Genomic DNA, 17,719 nt, shown 5'->3' on the forward strand with positions numbered 1-17,719 from the left:
TTTATCGTCGGCAGCGTCAGATGTGTATAAGGGACAGGTGCCGCTCCATCACCTTCAAGGCCCCCAGCAGTGTGTCTGTGGGAAAAACTGTGGCGATGAAGGACGACAACACTTCCCTGAAACCCCGGCCCTGCCCCATTTCCACGACCTCCCCGCGATGGACTCACATCCCCTGCAACTGTCCTGCCGGTCCTCCAAAGTCCGCGTGCGACACACCGGCAACGGCCGGGCGACGGGCGTAGACTGAAGGGGTGACATCACGACAGGCATCAGCACCCCGGTTGAGCCGGATGGCGGACCTCTTCACCAAGGCGGTGGAGCGGAGCAAGGAGGGGTTGCTGACCCTCACGTTCAAGCCGGACGAGCTGTACCGGGTGCCCACGGACGACGGAGCGGCCATCGCGCTGGGGCGCTACCACCCTCGAGGGGAGCGCCGGTTCGCGGAGCCCGTCCTGCTGTGCCACGGGCTGGGAGCCAACCGCTTCCACATGGACTTCAACGAGCAGTACAGCCTGGCGCGCTACCTGGCGCGGGCGGGGTTCGAGACCTGGGTCATCGAGCTGCGCGGCCGGGGGCTCGCCGGGGCCTGCGCGGACTGGAACTTCGACGACCAGGCCGAGCACGACGTGAGAACAGCTTTGCGCACCGTGATGTCCACCGGTGCCCAGCAAGTGCTGTGGGTGGGCCACTCCAAGGGCGGCCTGATGCTCTATGCCCACCTGGCCAAGAACCCCCAGGCGCCGGTGAAGGCGGCCGTCTCCCTGGGTGCGCCCTTCACCTTCGCGGTGCAGCCGGGCCTGCGAGCGTTCGTCCAGCGGGTGGAGCCCGTCCTCAAGCTCAAGGTCATCCCCACCCGGCGCGTCACCAGCATCGCCTTCTTCGGGGCGCCTCCGGGGCCGCTCACCCGGTACATGATGCTGGCGGACAACATGGATCCGCAGGTGGTGCGCTGGGCGCTGGCCAACGTGCCCGCGGACGTGGCCGGGGGCGTGGGACGGCAGTTCGCCCGGTGGATCACCACCAGCCGGTTCACGTCGTTTGACGGCAGCTTCGACTACCGCGAGCCGCTCGCCGGGGTGAAGATTCCCTTCCTGCTCATCGCCGGCAGCCGGGACCTGCTCGCGCCGCCGCTGGCGGTGGCCCGGGCGAAGGAGCACCTGGGCGGCCCCGTGAAGATGCTGGTCGCCGGCCGCGGCCACGGCTTCGAGGCGGACTACGGCCACGCGGACCTGATTCTGGGCCGCAAGGCGCCGGACGAAATCTTTCCCCAGGTGGAGGCCTTCCTGTCCTCCAACGCCACCCCGCTCTAGAGGAAAAGCCCTCCGGGAGGGCCGGTTGTCCGGGCCCGCCCGGCGTGCTACCCGGGAGGCCGTCCCATGGGCCCATCCGTTCGCTTCCCATCCCGGCCGTGACGTCCCGCTTGAAAGCCCCGCGGCCTGGCACCACCGTGGAAGGTCCCCTGTCCCCTCCCCCGAGGCCTCAGCGCATGCGTCCCGCTTCCTTCCGCGCCTCCTTGCTGTCGTGGTCCGCTGTCGTCACCCTTGGAGCGGCCCTTGGAGTCCTGGGGCTGACGGGCTGCCGACCGCAGGCACAGGAGGGTCCGGACCCCACGGTGGTGGCCACCGTGAACGGCGAGTCGCTTAGCCGGACGGACTTCGAACAGGAGCTGGCGCGGGAGCTGGCCACCACGGAAGGTCCCGAGCCCACGCCCGAGGAGGTGGAGCCCTTCAAGCGGGCGCTCGTGGACACGCTCGTGAAGCGGATGCTGCTGCTCCAGGCCGCGAAGCAGAACAACATCGCCGTGACCCCCGAAGAGGTGGACCGCGGCGTGCTGCGGCTGTCCGGCGACTACCCGGCGGGCAACTTCAACGAGGTGCTCGCCCAGGGGCAGCTGTCCATGGCGGAGCTGCGCGCGCGTGAGGCAAGCCGGCTCACCATCGAGAAGCTCTTCACCAACCACGTCTATTCGCGCGTGGCGGTGACGGAGGAGGAGCTGCGCGCGTACTACGCGGCGCACGAGGCGGACTTCCAGGAGCCGGAGGAGGTCCACGCCGCGCAGATGGTGGTGAAGGGGCTGGACGACGCGCGCAAGCTCCAGGTGCAGCTCAAGGCAGGCAAGAAGTTCTCCGACCTCGCCCGGCGCTATTCGCTCAGCGCGGACGCCAAGGTGGGGGGCGACCTGGGCTTCTTCCCCCGGGGACAGATGCCTCCGGCCTTCGACGAGGTGGTATTCAAGCTGGGGGTGGGGCAGGTTTCGGACGTGGTGTCCACGGAGTACGGCTACCACCTGTTCAAGGTGCTGGAGCGCAGGTCGGCGAGGAAGCGGGAGCTGGTGGAGGTGCGCGGGAAGGTGGAGGGGCGCCTCTTGGAGGCCAAGCGGGCGGCGGCGCAGGAGGCCTTCGAGAAGGAGCTGCGCGACAAGGCCCAGGTGGTGGTGAACGAGGCCACGCTGCAGACCATCCGCGGGCGGCCGGCGCCGCAGGCGGCGAAGTGAAGGACTTTTCCGGGAGCGGGCCTGTTGGGCTCCCGGCGTTTGTCTCAAGAGGGTCGTTGCGATGAAGAACCTGGTGGCGTTCCTGGCGGCGGTGATGCTCTTCACGGGGGCGACGTCCGCCCGCGCGGAGCTGGTGGACAAGGTGGCGGCGGTGGTGAACCGCGACGTCATCCCGCTGTCGGAGGTGCAGCAGCGCGCCGCGCCGGAGCTCCAGCGCGTGAACTCCGAGATCGACCCGCACAAGCGCGCCGAGGCCCGCGCGCAGCTGATGAAGACCGCGCTGGACACGCTCATCGGCGAGAAGCTGATGGAGTCGGAGGTCCAGCAGCTGGGCATCACCACCACCGAGGCGGAGGTGGATGAGCTGGTGCAGGACGTGCTCAAGCAGAACAACGTCAGCGACATGAGCCAGTTCGAGCAGCTGCTCAAGAACGAGGGCTTCACGCTCGCCGGCTACAAGGACATGCTCCGCAAGCGCGTGGTGCGCGACAAGCTGCTGCGCATGAAGGTGGGCCCCAAGGTGAAGGTCACCGAGGAGGACCTGAAGGCCGCGTACACGCAGTACACGCGCCTGGAGACCGAGGACGTGGAGGTGCACGCCCGCCACATCCTGGTGCAGGTGGACGCCAAGGCCACGCCGGAGCAGGTGGCCGCCGCGAAGCAGAAGGCGGAGGGCATCGCGCAGGAGGCCCGCCGGCCGGGCATGGACTTCTCCGCCCTGGCGCGCGCCCGCAGCGAGGGCCCCAGCGCGTCGGACGGTGGCGACCTGGGCTACTTCAAGCGCGGCGTGATGGTGCCCGCCTTCGAGAAGGCCGCCTTCAACCTCAAGGAGGGTGAAGTCAGCGAGCCCATCCGCACCAACTTCGGCTGGCACATCCTGAAGGTGGAGGAGCGCCGCAACATCGCCGTGGCCTCCTTCGAGGAGATGAAGCCCAAGCTGGAGTCCAAGCTCCTCAACGAGAAGACGGAGAAGTTCCTGGACCAGTACGTCCAGGAGCTGCGCTCGAAGGCCAACGTCGAAGTGAAGATGTGAGCCCGCGCCCGGTGACCACGACGGACGCGCGCCCCCGCGTGGGCATCTCGCTGGGGGACGTGTCGGGCATCGGGCCAGAGGTGACGGCCCTGGCGCTGGCGAAGCCCGCGGTGCGCCGCGCGCTGGTGCCGGTCGTGTTCGGGGACGGGCCCACGCTGGATGGCTTTCCCCTCTTCCGCCGCTTCCCTCGCGTGGCCCTGGAGGAGCTGGGCCGCACGGAGGGGCCGGCGGTGGTGGAGGTGACGCACCTTCCCGCGAAGCACCGCGTGCCGGGCAAGCCCACGCGCGAAGGCGGCAAGGCGCAGTACGCGTACGTGCGGGCCGCCATCGACGCGATGCGCGCCGGGACGGTGGACGCGCTGTGCACCGCGCCCGTGTCGAAAGAGGAGATCTCGCGCGCGGGCATCCCGTTCATGGGCCACACGGAGGTGCTGGCGGACGCGTTCGGCGTGGACGTGTTGATGATGATGGACGGGCCTCGCGTGCGCATCGCGCTGGCGACGAACCACGTCCCCATCTCCGCGCTGCCGAAGCTGCTCACGGTGGAGAAGCTGGTGGCTCAGCTCCAGTTGCTGTCGCGCAGCCTGCAGCCGGTGGTGGGGCGCAAGCCGCGCATCGCCGTGCTGGGCCTCAACCCGCATGCGGGCGAGGGCGGGATGTTGGGGCGCGAGGAGGTGGAGGTGATTGGTCCCGCCATCCGCCTTGCTCGGGCGAAGCGGGTGGATGCGCACGGGCCCATCCCCGCGGATGGCCTGTTCGCGCGGCCTGACGAGGTGGGCGCGAAGTACGACGTGGTGCTGGCCATGTACCACGACCAGGGTCTCATCCCGGCCAAGGCGCTGGACTTCGAGCGCACGGTGAACGTGACGCTGGGCCTGCCGGTGCCTCGCACGTCGCCGGACCACGGCACCGCCTATGCGATTGCCGGCACGGGGACCGCGAGCTGCGTGCCCATGATGGAAGCCCTGCTCAAGGCGGCCCGGCTTTCTTCGGGAGCCGGGCAGACAGGTGCTTCGCGAGGTCCTCGCCGTCCTCCTTCGGGTCGATGAGCTTCGCGTGCGTACCCCGCGCCGTTGAGTCGGGGACCACGAGCACCGTGACCTTCCCCGTGGGGCAGTGACCCAGGCAGGACGCCGGGATGAGCTGCGTCCTGGCCGCCAGGCCGTGGGCCTTGAGGGCGTCACGCACCCGGCGCGGCAGGTCCACCCCGCCCGCGTCCACCGGCAGCCGCATCAGGCAACGGTGACACAGGTGCAACTCGATGGGGTCTGGGTCCTCCCGCGCGGCCATGCGCCAGTCTAGCGCTGGAACCGCTTGTTGAGCTTGTTGAGCTGGCTCTCCATGCCCATGGAGGCCCGCTCCGTCCACTCCTTGCTGTGCATGGCGTCGGACGTGACGACCATCCGCACGGTGTCGCCCTTCGCCTCGAACTCCACCACCGTGGAGACGGTGTACGGCGTGACGCCGGGGATGAAGTCCACCGCGTGCCGGTACGCGAGCCGCGTCTTCGGCGTCAGCTCCGTGTACGTGAGGCTGCTGGGGCTGGAGAGGGGCATGCCCGCCTGCTTCATGAAGGCGACCTGTTCCGGCGCGGTGGCGATCATGTCGTAGCGCAGCAAGCCTTCGGGGCGCGCGTTCAGCTCGTGCACCTTCACGGAGAAGCCCTCGGGGCCCCACCAGGACTCGAAGCCGTCCTTCGTGGTCCACAGCTCCCAGACCTCGTCGAGCGTCGCCTGATAGCTGCGGTCGAAGGTGACGGTGCTGCGCTTCGCGGTTTCGGTCGGGGTCGTCATGTGGGGTCTTCCTCGGATTTGGGGGCGTCCGTGCGTGCCTTGCGTCTTCGCTCGAGCGCCTGGCCGAACCGGTCGAGGCGGGCCTCCCAGAGGCTGCGATACCCGGTGACCCAGGCATCGAGCTCCTGAAAGGGCTCCGGGCGAAGCGAGTACAGCCGCTTCGTGCCCTCGGGGCGGACCTGGACGAAGCCCGCCTCCTGGAGGATCCCCAGATGACGGGAGACACCCGACTGCTGGATGTCCACCCGCGCCACCAGGTCGTTCACCGACAGCTCGCCGCCCTTCAGCGCCTCGACGATGCGGCGGCGCGTGGGGTCGGCCAGGGTTTGGAAGACGTCAACATTCATGGACGTGAATATACATATCCATGAATGTTTCGACTGTCCAGCTAGAAGACGAAGGGGTAGTGCACCGGGGTGTTCATGGCGACGCGGTGCACGGGGAACTTCCAGCCGCGCACCTGGTCCTCGATGCAACCGGCGAGCGGGGAGCCCTTGAGGGCGTCGGTCTCCATGGCCACGCCGGAGACGGTGCCAGCGGTGTCCACGGACCAGCGCATCTGGAAGCGGCCGCCGTTCTCCAGGGCGGTGCCGGCCTTGAAGTTCTGGACGCAGGTGGCGATGGCGGGCTGGTTCGTGACGACCACGTTGGTGATGTCCGAGGGCACGAGCTGCTCGCGCTCGGAGGTCGGGGCCGGCGGGATGTAGACGGTCTTCTCCTGGGCCTGCTTCGGGGCGGAGGCCTCCGCTTCGTCGGTGAAGCCGAGCTCGCGGGCGAAGTCCTCGTCGATTTCGGATCCGGGCTGCGCGGCTTCCTCCGCCTCGGCTTCGGCGGCGGCCTGACGGGCCCGGGCCATTTCCTCCTCGGAGATTTCGCCACCGAAGGACATCTCACGGACCTCGCCGGTGTCCTCGGGCGCTTCGAGCGTGGCCGCGCGCTGGGCCACGGGGGCCTTCTTCTGCGTCACCGGAGCGGGCTGCGTGGACGGCGTGGGATCCGGAGCCAGCGTGTGCAGGCCGGTGGTCAGGCCCGCGCTCGCGGGGCCCGCGAGGACGGTCGTGTTCGGAGTGAGGGCCTGCGCGGCGCGCTGCGCGTCCGTCAGCGCGGGCGTGTTCACGCCTCCGGCGATGGACTGCGAGAAGTCCGGCGCGGCCAGCTGGGTGCCGGGAACACCGTAGAAGCCCTGCGTGCCCGGCTGGGTCGTCGCGAAGCCCTGGGTGCCCGGAGCGCCGATCCGCGCGGCGACGGCGCCCGGCTGAGTCGTCGCGGAGCCCGACGCTGCCACGGGGGGGCTGTTCAGGACCTGTGATTGCGGCGCGGGCTGCGTCTCATCCTTCGACGTGAGGCGCAGGCCCGCGACGACGAGGAGGCCCGCGGCGAGCGCTCCCATCGCTATGGCGCTCACGAAGGACATGGGGCTCATGCCGAGGATGCGCGTGGACGCATCAGCGATGGCGGGCGGAGGCTCGGGCGCCACGGGGGCGTAGGGCATCCACGGCTGCGGCGCGTAGGCCTCGGCCGGAGAACCGGGCGTGGCCCAGACGGGCGACGGCGGCGTGGCGTCCCACGACGTCACGGCGCCACAGGAGTTCTCCTGGGAGGTGCTGGACGGGGACTCATCCGCGCGCAGCCACTCCGGGATGACGAAGTTCGCGGCCTCGGCGGACAGCGTGAGCTGGGGCTCCACGTTGTCGTTGGACGGCGGCGGCAGCGACTGGAGCCAGGTCTCCTCCGTGGAGGCCAGGTCGAGCAGCGTGCGCAGAGGGCCGGTCGCGAAGGACTCCGGCACGATGTCCTCTTCTTCGGAGGTCTCGGAGGAGAGCGCGCGATCCAGGCACGCATCCAGCTCTGCTTCGAAGGTCTCGGGGTCGCGGGAGAAGTCCGAACCGCCCAACTTCGCCCGCGAAGACACATCACCCGTCAGTAGCTCGCTCACGCCACCCTCCCCGCCGCCCATACCGCGCCAGACCACCGACTCACTGCCAGGGGGCCGATGTTAGGAACGACCCCCGTTCGCGCTACCGCGAGCGTCCAGCCGTGAACGCTCCAGCGGTCATTTGCCCCCGCGCGAGGCCCGAAACGTACGGCCCCGCACTCCACACTGTGCGCCGGTGTGCCGACAGGGTTCGGCTTTCCACTGCCAACCCGCCATGTCAGGAGGGGGAGGTAGACACTCGGGGCCTACCCGCCCTGCGTGAGCACGAAGCCCTCCGCCACCTATACGGTCGAGTTCCTCCAGACCGCCGTGAAGCAGCTCGCCGCGGTGGATCCGGTCCATCAGCGCCGCATCGCGAAGCGGATCGACGCGCTGGCCACGGAGCCCCGGCCCGTGGGCGCGGAGAAGCTCAAGGGCAGTGACTAACTGCGGATCCGCATTGGCGACTACCGCGTCATCTACCGGGTCGAGGACGGCCGGCTCGTGGTGTTGATCGTCGAGCTGGGCCACCGGCGGGAGATCTACCGCTAGCCGTCTTCTTCGCCTTCTTCGCGAGCCCCAGCTCCGCCTTCACCTGCTTCCACGCAACGCGAGGCTGGCCCTCGGACTCCCGGCGTGCGGCATCCGCCTTCTGGATGTCACGCCGGTCCTCCAGCGCTTCCAGTGCCTGGAGGTCCTCGAAGGGAATCACCGCGACCAGCTTCTTGCCGTGCCGGGTCAGGACGAGCCGCTCCTTCCCGTAGGCCGCCCGGTTGAGCAGCTCCGCCAGGTCGTCGCGCGCTTCGGTGATGCTGACTTCCATCATGGCCGTTCCCCAGGAAACGTACGTTCTGTACGTATCATACAGAACGTCCCGACACGGCGCTTCCCGGCCCGGCGTGCCACCTCAGTACCGAGGGGCACCCGGCTTGGGCGTCAGGTTGCTGGGCGGGGCCTGGACTCCGTTCACGCGCAGGCCCGCGTGCATGAAGGACGGTGCTCCCTGGAGGAAGACCGCCGGGAAGTTGAGCGTGGGCTGGGATTCGTCATCCAGCGCCTTCACCTGCTCCGGCGTGAGCTTCACGTCCAGCGCACCCAGATTGGTGTCCAACTGCTCCAGCGTGCGCGCACCCAGGATGGTGGACGCCACGCCCGGCCGGCCTTGCACCCAGGCCAGCGACACTCGCGCCACCGAGGTGTTCTGCTCCTTCGCCACGCGCTGGAGCACATCGATGAGCCTGTAGGTCTTCTCGTTGAGCGACGCCTCCGCCCACGCGCCCCGGTCCGCCTTCTGCTTGCCCGCGTTCTCCCGCGTGTACTTGCCGCTCAGCACCCCGCTGCGCAGCGGCGACCACGGCGTCACGCCGAGCCCCAGCTCCCTCGCCATCGGGATGAGCTCGCCCTCCACCGTGCGCTCCAGCAGCGAGTACTCGATCTGCAACGCCACCAGCGGCGCCCAGCCCCGGAAGAAGGCCGTCACCTGCGCCTGCGCCACCTTCCACGCGGGCGTGTCGGAGAAGCCCACGTAGCGGACCTTGCCGGAGCGCACCAGGTCGTCCAGCGCCCGCATCGTCTCCTCGATGGGCGTGTTCGCGTCCCAGGCGTGCATCCAGTACAGGTCGATGTAGTCCGTCTGAAGTCGGCGCAGCGATTCATCACACGCCGCCATCACCGACTTGCGGCCCGCGCCGCCGCCGTTCGGATCCCTCTCGAAGAGGTTGCCGAAGAACTTCGTGGCGATGACCACCCGGTCGCGCTTCGCGGGGTGCTTCCCGATGTGGTCCCCGATGATCTTCTCCGCGTGCCCGAACGTGTACACGTTCGCCGTGTCGATGAAGTTCCCGCCCCGCTCGATGAAGCGGTCCAGGATGGCGTTGGACGTCTCCACGCTGCTGCCCCAGCCCAGGTCCTCGCCGAACGTCATCGCGCCCAGGCAGAAGGGACTGACGCGCAGGCCGGAGCGGCCCAGGGTGACGTAGTGGTCGAGCGACATGGGCGGCTCCCTCGCGGATGGAAAGCGCGCGGAGCCAATCCCAGACGCCTCATCGCGCCAACCGCCCTTCCCTCGGGACGTCCAACGTCAGACACGCTCCCGCGCCCATCCGATCAACGCCGGACATCCGCACGCTCCAACGCCCCTGCGGCGTCGTGCCCCCCAGGGCAGGGTCAGTGTCCAGCGTCCGTGTTCCCCGGCCCTCCCTCCTGCGATAGGAGGACGTTCCATGCGAATCCTCTTCCCTGCCCTGCTGGGTATGACGCTGGCCGCCGTGGGTTGCTCGTCGTCCCCCGAGGTGAACGACCCCACGGAGAATCCCGTCATCGAGCGGGGTCCCAAGACCATCGCCGTGGACGGCGACCCCAACGGACTCTGGTGGGACGCGGAGAGCGCGACCCTCTACATGGCCGACGACGAGAACAACCGCGTGCTGCGCTACCGCGACGGCGAGGGCATCACGAAGGTGGCGGATCTGCCCGCGGCTCCCGCGGATGGTCCGGGCCTGGGCGGGATGGTGCGGATGGCGGACGGCACGCTGGTGGTGGTGCGCTTCGGCGGCGGCACCGCGGGCGATGTCGTCTACGTCAAGCCGGACGGCACCTCCGCCATCGTTCCCAACCTGCCTCCGGAGCGCCGCCGCATCGGCATCACCGTCACCAATGACGGGCAACTGCTGGACGGCTACTTCGTGCGCAACAACAACGTGAACGTGGGCAGCGTTGCCCGACTGGGTCTGGAAGGCACCGAGCAGGAAATCGTCGGAGCCCTGGTGAAGCCCGTGGGCGTGCTCGCGGTGAACGACACGCTCTACATCAGCGATCAGATCGCCTGGAAGGTGTACCGCTCGCCGCTGTCCGCGCCGTCGCAGTTGGTGGCCTTCGCAACGCTGAACAGCCCGGACCTGCTGGCCGTGGGCCCCAACGACACGCTGCTCACCGGCAGCCGCGACGGCACCGTGCTGAGCATCCGTCAGTCTGGCGAGGTGAGCGTGCTGGCCGGCGGCTTCCAGCAACCGCACGGCCTGGCCTACGACGCGAAGAACAAGCGCCTCTTCATCGCCGACCATGACGGCACTCCGGCGGACGGCACGAACCACACCCTGCGCATCATCCCGCTCGAATGAAGTCCGCTCCCCTGTTCACGCTGGCCCTGCTCGCGTCAGGAACCGCCCTGGCGCAGGAGGAGAACTACCCGCGCTTCACTCCCACCTTCGTGGCTGAGGTGGACTACCGCGTCCACGCGGACGACATCGAAGGGCACAACGGCTTCAACCTGGCGCGCCTGCGCCTGGGCGGGCGAGGCCAGCCCGTGCCCTGGCTGGTCGCCGTGGGCACGGCGGAGTGGGCGCAAGAGAAGCCCGCGCTGCTGGACGCGTACGTGGACTTCCTCGTCATCGACGGGCTGCGCTTCTCCGTGGGCTACGCGAAGACGCCGCTGTTCCCCGCCGGACGAGACCAGAGCATCGAGACGCTCCCCATCCCGGAGCTGCCGCTGGTGACGGCGGCGTTCTGGGCCCGCCGCGACCTGGGCGCGGAGGTGCAGTGGACGCCCGCGTCGCTGCCCCTGGAAGGCTGGCTGCGGCTGGGCAACGGCTCTGGCAGCCCGCTGGGCAACGACAACGCCCAGCCCTCCGTGGACTTACGCCTGGACGTGCGCCACTCCGGAGTCCGCGTGGGCGCGGGCGCGCACATGGAGGACGCCTTCGACCGGCCCGGCATCGGCGGGCGAGGGGCGCAGAACTTCCTCTTCTACCGGCCGCCTCCGGTGTCCGGCTACCGCACCGTGACGGAGGCTCACGGGCGGCTGGACGCGGGGCCGGTGCGCGTGGACGTGCAGGCAGCCGCCGCGTGGGAGCACCGCTCGCGCGACACGGACGGCAACCCGGCCACGCCGCGCGAATCCCTGCCCACGATGAGCAGCCAGGGCCTGGGCGTGGAGGCGTCCTGGGTGATTCGGGGCATGCCGCGCAAGGGGGCGCGGTGGCCCGAGCCGCTCGCGGGCGTGGGCTCGGAGGGCATCCCGTCCGGCTCACTGGAGCTGGCCGCGCGCGTGGAGCGGCTGTGGCTGGGACGGGGCGCACCGGATGTGGTGCCCGGAGGCACCACGGCCGGCGCGCTGGCGTTCCACTGGTGGGTCACGCGATTCCTCGGCTTCGGCGTCGCGGGCTACGTGAACCACTACGACACGCCGCCCGTGGAGATGCCCACGCGCGACTGGTCGTACCTGGCGCTCCTGCGCACCACGGTCAGCCTGCAATGACTAGCGGTGGTGCGCGTGCTGGCGGTCCACGTGGTGCTGAAGCTGGCGCCGCGCGGCTTCGAACGCGTCGGTGACGGCCTGGTAGGCATCCGCGTGGGCCGTGAACTCCAGAGGCTCCCGGTCCGCGACGATGTCCTTGCCCGGCACGTGCAGCTCCACGCGGACGTGGAAGTGGTGCCCCTGGGCGTGGTGGCGGTGCGGTTCCTCCACCACCACGTTGCAGCCGGTGATGCCGTCGTGGAACTGCTCCAGCTTGTCCACCTGGTCGCGGATGTGCTCGTTGAGGGTGTCGCTCGTTTCCATGCCCCGGTAGGTGATTCGCAGTGCGCGCTTCATCGTCCGCCTCGGGTAGGGCTCCGTGCTCTGGAGCCGGTGTGGATTCAAGGCATTGCATGAGCCCGGCCAACGTCCCGGGCCCACGGAACTGCCTATAACGGCCCCCATTTGACGGGGCATGACGGGACACGCGCCCGTGTGCATGGGGCACGTTGACTCACGGCAGCTTGCGCAAGCGAGGCAGCAGCTCCGCTACTGGCCGCCCCAGCGCCTCCGCGTCCAGATACACCTGCACGGCGTGTCCCACGCCCTCCACGGGGTCGGCGAAATAATTGCGCTTGGTGGGCACCACCCACGCGAAACCCGTGCGCGGCAGCACGAAGCCAGGCGCGTTGCCGTAGGTGAGGAAACCTCCGGTCCTCTCGCCCACCAGCGGCGCTCCCGTGGCGCGGTGCAGCGCATAGGCGCCGCTCTCTCCCGAGGACGCGGAGTCCCGGTCCACCAGCACCACGATGCGCCCGGTGAAGGGCGTCTTCGCATGGCCTTCCGCGCGGCCGCTGTCGAACACGGGCCGCGAGGGCTCCGGCGTCACGGGCCACTTCGGCCGGATGGCTTCACGTTCGGCCTTTGCTTCCGGCGTGTCCAGCCGTCCATCCATCGCCTGCCGCTGCACGCGCGAGTTCCATTCGAAGCACGGGAAGAAGGCGCCGTGCATCCACACCTCGCCGGAGGAGAACCACGGCCCGCGCACCATCGTGTCCAGCCACTCGTAGACGTAGCCGTCGTTGCCGCCGCTGTTGCCTCGGAGGTCGAACACCAGCAGCTTGTGCTTGCGGTGCTTCGGCGCGTCCGCGACGAACTGGCGCAGCCCGGCCTCCGCTTCTGGCGGGCCTGAGAAGCGGCGGAGGGTGATGATGCCCACGTCGCCCTTCGGCTCGTATGTGTAGATGTCCTTCGGCGCGAACTCACGGGCCGGACGCGGCGGACGGACCTTGAGCGGCAGCGACGTGTCGCCGCAGCGGAGCGTCCGTGCATCACCTCCGCCTCGCGCGGAAACGGTGAGCCGCTGTGCGCGGGAGCCATCCGGCTTCAGCACCGGCGCCACCCGCAGTGTGTCCGCCTGCGCGCCCTCCACGGTGTTCGCGTCACAGGACGTGAGTTGAAGTCCCGGAGGTGCGTCGGCCTGGTACTCGCGGAAGGCGAGCCGTGGCTCCTCGCGCAGCATGCTCAGGAGGCCGGACGGACCGAAGTGGTTGTCCGTCAGCGCCTCGCGGACGGCGATGGTCGGCGTAAGCACGCCGTCCTGGAAGGACACGGTGGGCCCGGATGCGGCCACCTTCGCGCTCCAATCCCGGAAGAAGGCATCCGGATCAAAGGTGCGGTGCGCGAGCAGCTCCGGCCAGCCTGAGTACGTGGTGCGCAGGACCTGGTGCAGGAAGCGCACGTCCTCCGCCAGCGCGGCGCTGTCCACGCGCGTGTCGGGCGTGGGCTTCGGTCGGCGGAAGGCCTCGTGCAGCACGGGGCTCTCCGGGTCGTAGCAATACGCGGCGCCGGTGGTCCGCGAGTCCAGGTACGGGGAGGGGGCCGCCGTCAGCAGGCCTCCCACGAGGAGGAAGAGATGCATGCCTGGATTACGACGCGGTCCCTCCAGCCATTGCCAGAAACAAGGCGCAGTGACTCACGGTGAAGAGGTCAGCTCGGAGACGGGATGGGTGCGCGGCCGGGCTCGACGACCTGCGGCCCACGACCGGGGAACTGTACGCCCGCGTCGGAGTCCTTCTTCTGCTCCTTCTCCAGGATTCGCGCCTGCGCTCGGGTGCGGTGCAGCCCTTCGCCCACCCGTTCGTAGGCCCGGTGCAGGAAGAAGGACGCCGCGCTGAGCGCGAACACGGAGGCCACGAAGCGCGTCTCACGCGGGCGCACCGTCGAGGCCACCATGAAGCCCGAGGCCACCCACGGCGTCAGACAGAAGGGACAATCCAGCAGCTCGCCCAGCGCGCGCCGTGGGCCTTCGCCGCGCGCGGTCTCCACCACCTCGCCCGCGGTGCTGTCGGACTCGTAGCGCGTGAACGGTGCCCGGAACACGCTGAAGACCCGGTCCAGTGCCACCAACCGCGTCACCGCGTGCGTCGCGACGCCGAACAGCGCCAGGTCCTTCCACCCCAGGCGCTCCGGCAACCGACGCCCGGAGGCATTCATCCAGCCCAGGAAGCCGACCAGCGACGTGCTGAACGTCCCGATGAGCGCCGCGTACGAGCCCAGCGGGTGGTGATCCGAGTCGTAGCCAGCGAACGGTCCCGTCTCCTGAAGCGCTTTCATGGGGTGCACAGCCTCCATGCCGCCAAAGCTGTGCATTCCCCCTGACTCCAAGCATCCGGGCAGCCAGGCGCGCGGGCACTCGCTCCAATGCGGCCCTACTCCGCCGCCGTCATGTCCAGGACCGCGGCCCCTCGCACTCGACCTTCGCGCAGGGCCTGGAGCGCCTCGTTCGCGGCGGACAGGGGAAACACCTGGACCTCCGTGCGCACGGGCACTCGCGGCGCCAACGCCAGGAAGTCCATCGCGTCCTGACGCGTGAGGTTCGCCACCGAGCGCACCCCGCGCTCCTCCCACAACACCGAATAGGGGAAGGACGGGATGTCACTCATGTGGATGCCGCCGCACACCACCACGCCGCCCTTGTCCACGGCCTTCAGCGCGGCGGGCACCAGCGCGCCCACGGGAGCGAAGAGGATGGCCGCGTCCAGCGGCTCCGGCGGCGGCGTGTCCGAGCTCCCCGCCCACACCGCGCCCAGTTCCCGCGCGAAGGCCTGGCCCCTGGCGTCACCCTCGCGAGTGAAGGCATGCACGCGGCGCCCCTGGTGCCGCGCCACCTGGATGAGGATGTGCGCGGCGGCGCCAAAGCCATACAGCCCCAGCCGGGGGCCCTCCCCCGCCATGCGCAGGCTGCGGTAGCCGATGAGCCCCGCGCACATCAGCGGCGCGGCCTCCACGTCGCGGTACGACGGCGGCAGCGGGAAGCAGAAGCGCGCATCCGCGACGGTGTACTCCGCGAAGCCCCCGTCGATGTCGTAGCCGGTGAAGCGCGCCGTGTCGCAGAGGTTCTCCCGGCCGGAGCGGCAGAAGCGGCACTGCCCGCAGCTCCACCCCAACCACGGCACGCCCACTCGCCGCCCGGGGGCGAAGCCTTCCACCCGCGCGCCCGTCTCCACCACCGTGGCCACGATTTCGTGGCCCGGTACCAGCGGCAGCTTCGGGCGCGTCAGCTCTCCATCCACCACGTGCAGGTCCGTGCGGCACACCGCGCAGGCGTGCACCTTCAACAACACCTGCTCCGGCCCGGGCTCCGGAATGGGCCGCTCCTCCTGCCGCAGGCGCTGTCCAGGTGCGTGGAGCACCATCGCCCGCATGGTCCCTGCCATGGCCCGCCTGCCTCTCCACCCGCGCACTTCACGGGTGTCGAGGACAAGCTAGTCAGTGCCAGATGACCCGGCCGCTGCCGTTGACCCGGAGCTGGGTCGACTGGGCATGGCCATACAGGTCCACGTTCCCAGACGAGTCGAGCACGACGACCGCCCCGCCCCCGTCCACGTACGCGGCGACGGTGCCGGAGCCCTGCGACGTGATGTTCACGTCCACGGCCCGGAGGCCCGAGGCTCCGATACCACCGCTGCCATCCAGCCAGGCGTCGAGCCGGTTGGTGACGCCCTTGAGCGTCGTGAAGCCGGAGCCGTCCACCCGGGCGCGCACATGCTTCGCCGCCCCCTCGAACTTCAAGTCGCCGGAGCCGGACTGCGACAGGTCCACCCACTCGGCCATGCCTTCGCCGGCCGCGCACAGCTCCATGTTTCCGGAGCCACTGAGCTTCGCATCCAGCGTGCGCACCCCGCCGCAGAAGCGCAGGGAGCCGGAGCCCTTCGCCACCAGCTTCACGTCCTCCTTCACCCGCTCGAAGCCTTCCACGCGCAGGATGCCGGAGCCGTCCTGCGTCGCGCCCACCATGCGCGGCACCAGGATCTCCACGCGCGCCGGACCCCGGGGCGCGAACGAGCCATCCGTCTCGATGACCAGCGTGTTGCCGGGCGACACGAAGGTGCGCACGCGGTGCTGGAGGTTCTCATCCAGCGTGACCTTCACGTCCGGCACCTCACCTTCGCGAATCACCACCTCCATCGAGCCCCGGTTCTCCACGGTGGAGAACTCGGTCGCCACGCGCGACTCCGTGACGGTGTTGCCGTCGCCCTGCACCTCATCGGTGAAGTAGCAGCCGGACAGCAGTCCCGCCGCGAGCGCGGCCACTCCCAAACGCTTCCACATGTTCCCCTCCCGGACTTCGAATCGAATGCCGCGTCAGATCTGCACGCCCAGCAGGACGCCCGGCCACACACGCACGGTGGTGCGTCCCCCATCGGAGACGCTGCGCCACTCGGGCCCGATGCCCAGCTCCTCCCAACGGTCCCCGTTGTCCCAGGTCACGAGCGTGTTGCCGGTGACGCCACCGATGAGCGCGAAACGCTTCGCCACCTGCCAACCCGCCACCAGCCGCAACTGTCCCAGTACGTTCAGGCCGTCGCCATCGCGAAAGAGGTTGTCCGTGTGGACGCCGCTGCCAATGACATCCAGGTCGAAGAACAATGGCCCCGCGGGGATGTGCGCGCCAAAGCCCATGCCTCCCACGTAACGGCGGCGGTGCGTGTCCGTGCCCGGGTTGAAGCCCAGCGTCAGCAGCGTGTGGAAGTGCCGTCCGCCGAACTTCACCGCGACGTTGGTGTACGCGAGGTCGCTGGCCCACAGCTGCAGGTTCGCCTGACCGTTGCCGATGAAGCTGAGCAGGCCCAGCGCCTCGCCCTGGGACTCACGCGCTACGTTGATCAACCCCAGCTGGAGGCCGTCCACCTTGCCCGCGACGTTGATCAACCCCACCTGCGCGCCGGACACGTCCCCGCCCACGTTGAGCAGCGACAACTGCGCGCCGTCCATCCGGCCCGCGTAGTTGAAGCCCGAGGAGGCCTGGAGACCCGACATCGTCGAAGCAATGTTCGCGCCCGCCGCGAACTGCGCGCCCTTGAACTGCGCGGTCGCGATGTTCGCGCCCACCGTGAACTGGCCCCCCACGCCACCCGAGCCCGCGATGTTGGCGCCCACGGAGAACTGTCCGCCGGACAGCTCGCCGCCCACCACGTTGCCGCCCACGGAGAACTGGCCGGCCGCCGCCGCGCCCTTCACCACGTTGAGGCCCACCGCGGCCTGAATACCGTCCAGTTCTCCCGTGACGATATTGCCTCCGGTGGCGAACTGCGCGCCGGACGCGGTGCCTCGCACCACATTGGCTCCCAGCGCGAGCTGCACGCCGGACAAATCCTCGCCCACCCAGTTCGCGCCCAGGGACATGGCCGCGCCATCCACCCGCTTCGCATGCGTCGCGAGCGCACCGAGCGCGAACGTGGTCACCAGCCGCTCCGTGGCCGTGCCCGCCGTGCTCACGTGCGGCAGCGCCATCAGCACCACCGGGACGTGGATCTCCTCCGTGTCCGAACGCTGCCGCGCCACCGTGGCCCCCGCGGGCTCACCGCCTGTCGCGGCCTCCACGAGGGGCGCGGGGGACAGCGCCGCGACAGGAATCGCGACGGCCGTGGGAGCCGGTGCCTCCTGCACGGGAGCGAAGTGTGACTCCGGAGCAGCGGTCCCTTCCGTGCGCTCCTCGGCTCCGGCCGCTCCCGCCGCCACCGCGACCATCACCCCGACACACACCGCGACCTTGCGCTTCATCGCCTGGACCTTCCTGAAAAAGGATTCGGCGAAGGGAACACCGCGGCCTTCCAGAACTGTCACCTGCCCGTCTTCACCTTCACGAAGCCCGGTGTCCGGCGCGCCCGGCCGCTACGCTTCCCCCATGCGCCCGTCCCGTCCTCCCCACCCTTCCCGCCGCGAGGTCCTGGTGGCGGGCATCGGC

Annotated in this window: 19 protein-coding genes and 1 pseudogene; 8 read left to right on the plus strand and 12 right to left on the minus strand. The window is 69.7% G+C overall.

What is annotated here, in order from left to right:
- Nucleotides 1-290 precede the first annotated feature (290 nt).
- From D7Y11_RS34270 to pdxA, 4 genes are all read left to right on the plus strand, one after another.
- Nucleotides 291-1,310 (plus strand): alpha/beta fold hydrolase, encoded by a 1,020-nt coding sequence (locus D7Y11_RS34270; protein WP_126935790.1) that lies wholly within the window; start codon nucleotides 291-293, stop codon nucleotides 1,308-1,310.
- A 176-nt stretch (nucleotides 1,311-1,486) separates the two neighbouring features.
- Nucleotides 1,487-2,494, plus strand: a complete 1,008-nt coding sequence (locus tag D7Y11_RS34275; protein WP_121752233.1) for a peptidyl-prolyl cis-trans isomerase — start codon at nucleotides 1,487-1,489, stop codon at nucleotides 2,492-2,494.
- A 61-nt stretch (nucleotides 2,495-2,555) separates the two neighbouring features.
- The gene (locus tag D7Y11_RS34280) at nucleotides 2,556-3,527 is read left to right on the plus strand and encodes a peptidylprolyl isomerase (RefSeq protein WP_120579694.1); all 972 of its coding nucleotides are present in this window, start codon (nucleotides 2,556-2,558) and stop codon (nucleotides 3,525-3,527) included.
- 11 nt (nucleotides 3,528-3,538) lie between these two features.
- Nucleotides 3,539-4,576: a 4-hydroxythreonine-4-phosphate dehydrogenase PdxA gene (pdxA, locus tag D7Y11_RS34285; RefSeq protein WP_126935791.1), complete on the plus strand. Its 1,038-nt coding sequence runs from the start codon at nucleotides 3,539-3,541 to the stop codon at nucleotides 4,574-4,576.
- Here the strand turns inward: pdxA and D7Y11_RS34290 are convergent.
- From D7Y11_RS34290 to D7Y11_RS34305, 4 genes are read right to left on the minus strand one after another with little or no spacing between them, the layout of a single operon-like run.
- Nucleotides 4,497-4,817 (minus strand): hypothetical protein, encoded by a 321-nt coding sequence (locus tag D7Y11_RS34290; protein WP_126935792.1) that lies wholly within the window; start codon nucleotides 4,815-4,817, stop codon nucleotides 4,497-4,499. The two genes, pdxA and D7Y11_RS34290, sit on opposite strands and share 80 nt — an antisense overlap.
- Nucleotides 4,818-4,825: 8 nt before the next feature.
- Nucleotides 4,826-5,320 carry an SRPBCC domain-containing protein gene (locus D7Y11_RS34295; protein WP_121752235.1) on the minus strand — a complete coding sequence of 165 codons (495 nt, stop codon included), beginning with the start codon at nucleotides 5,318-5,320 and terminating at the stop codon, nucleotides 4,826-4,828.
- Nucleotides 5,317-5,667, minus strand: a complete 351-nt coding sequence (locus D7Y11_RS34300) for a helix-turn-helix transcriptional regulator (protein WP_126935793.1) — start codon at nucleotides 5,665-5,667, stop codon at nucleotides 5,317-5,319. The genes D7Y11_RS34295 and D7Y11_RS34300 overlap by 4 nt, the downstream gene beginning before the upstream one ends.
- 41 nt (nucleotides 5,668-5,708) lie before the next feature.
- Nucleotides 5,709-7,256 carry an AgmX/PglI C-terminal domain-containing protein gene (locus tag D7Y11_RS34305; protein WP_126935794.1) on the minus strand — a complete coding sequence of 516 codons (1,548 nt, stop codon included), beginning with the start codon at nucleotides 7,254-7,256 and terminating at the stop codon, nucleotides 5,709-5,711.
- Nucleotides 7,257-7,514: 258 nt separating this feature from the next.
- Between D7Y11_RS34305 and D7Y11_RS43955 the strand changes: the two genes are divergently transcribed.
- Together D7Y11_RS43955 and D7Y11_RS45400 are read left to right on the plus strand one after the other, a co-directional pair.
- Nucleotides 7,515-7,682, plus strand: coding sequence for a type II toxin-antitoxin system RelE/ParE family toxin (locus D7Y11_RS43955; RefSeq protein ID WP_199745897.1), 168 nt, complete (start codon nucleotides 7,515-7,517; stop codon nucleotides 7,680-7,682).
- Between the two features lie 30 nt (nucleotides 7,683-7,712).
- Nucleotides 7,713-7,787, plus strand: a complete 75-nt coding sequence (locus tag D7Y11_RS45400) for a type II toxin-antitoxin system RelE/ParE family toxin (protein WP_368667326.1) — start codon at nucleotides 7,713-7,715, stop codon at nucleotides 7,785-7,787.
- 82 nt (nucleotides 7,788-7,869) lie between these two features.
- Here the strand turns inward: D7Y11_RS45400 and D7Y11_RS45405 are convergent.
- Together D7Y11_RS45405 and D7Y11_RS34320 are read right to left on the minus strand one after the other, a co-directional pair.
- Nucleotides 7,870-8,061, minus strand: a pseudogene (locus D7Y11_RS45405) (type II toxin-antitoxin system Phd/YefM family antitoxin); the annotation flags it as partial.
- Nucleotides 8,062-8,142: 81 nt separating this feature from the next.
- Nucleotides 8,143-9,228: an aldo/keto reductase gene (locus D7Y11_RS34320; protein WP_121752238.1), complete on the minus strand. Its 1,086-nt coding sequence runs from the start codon at nucleotides 9,226-9,228 to the stop codon at nucleotides 8,143-8,145.
- 229 nt (nucleotides 9,229-9,457) lie between these two features.
- On the opposite strand from D7Y11_RS34320, the gene D7Y11_RS34325 reads away from it, so the two are divergent.
- Together D7Y11_RS34325 and D7Y11_RS34330 are read left to right on the plus strand one after the other, a co-directional pair.
- The gene (locus tag D7Y11_RS34325; RefSeq protein WP_126935795.1) at nucleotides 9,458-10,354 is read left to right on the plus strand and encodes a hypothetical protein; all 897 of its coding nucleotides are present in this window, start codon (nucleotides 9,458-9,460) and stop codon (nucleotides 10,352-10,354) included.
- On the plus strand, nucleotides 10,351-11,490 hold the full coding sequence (locus D7Y11_RS34330) for an OprO/OprP family phosphate-selective porin (RefSeq protein ID WP_233607474.1): 1,140 nt from the start codon (nucleotides 10,351-10,353) through the stop codon (nucleotides 11,488-11,490). Before D7Y11_RS34325 ends, D7Y11_RS34330 begins: the two co-directional genes overlap by 4 nt.
- Here the strand turns inward: D7Y11_RS34330 and D7Y11_RS34335 are convergent, their stop codons facing one another.
- From D7Y11_RS34335 to D7Y11_RS34360, 6 genes are all read right to left on the minus strand, one after another.
- Entirely contained in the window at nucleotides 11,491-11,826 is a 336-nt protein-coding gene (locus tag D7Y11_RS34335) for an HPF/RaiA family ribosome-associated protein (protein WP_120579686.1), read from the minus strand. It abuts the gene before it with no gap.
- A gap of 157 nt (nucleotides 11,827-11,983) precedes the next feature.
- The gene (locus D7Y11_RS34340; RefSeq protein ID WP_121752240.1) at nucleotides 11,984-13,390 is read right to left on the minus strand and encodes a S41 family peptidase; all 1,407 of its coding nucleotides are present in this window, start codon (nucleotides 13,388-13,390) and stop codon (nucleotides 11,984-11,986) included.
- A 68-nt stretch (nucleotides 13,391-13,458) separates the two neighbouring features.
- A complete protein-coding gene (locus tag D7Y11_RS34345; protein WP_121752266.1) occupies nucleotides 13,459-14,085 on the minus strand; it encodes a DUF1360 domain-containing protein in 627 nt (208 codons plus the stop codon).
- A gap of 95 nt (nucleotides 14,086-14,180) precedes the next feature.
- Nucleotides 14,181-15,188, minus strand: a complete 1,008-nt coding sequence (locus D7Y11_RS34350) for a zinc-dependent alcohol dehydrogenase family protein (RefSeq protein ID WP_121752241.1) — start codon at nucleotides 15,186-15,188, stop codon at nucleotides 14,181-14,183.
- 52 nt (nucleotides 15,189-15,240) lie between these two features.
- A complete protein-coding gene (locus tag D7Y11_RS34355; RefSeq protein WP_121752242.1) occupies nucleotides 15,241-16,083 on the minus strand; it encodes a DUF2807 domain-containing protein in 843 nt (280 codons plus the stop codon).
- Between the two features lie 33 nt (nucleotides 16,084-16,116).
- On the minus strand, nucleotides 16,117-17,535 hold the full coding sequence (locus D7Y11_RS34360; RefSeq protein ID WP_121752243.1) for a hypothetical protein: 1,419 nt from the start codon (nucleotides 17,533-17,535) through the stop codon (nucleotides 16,117-16,119).
- Nucleotides 17,536-17,719 lie beyond the last annotated feature (184 nt).

Origin of the sequence: Corallococcus sp. AB018 (genome assembly GCF_003986945.1) — a bacterium.
GTDB lineage: Bacteria > Myxococcota > Myxococcia > Myxococcales > Myxococcaceae > Corallococcus > Corallococcus exiguus.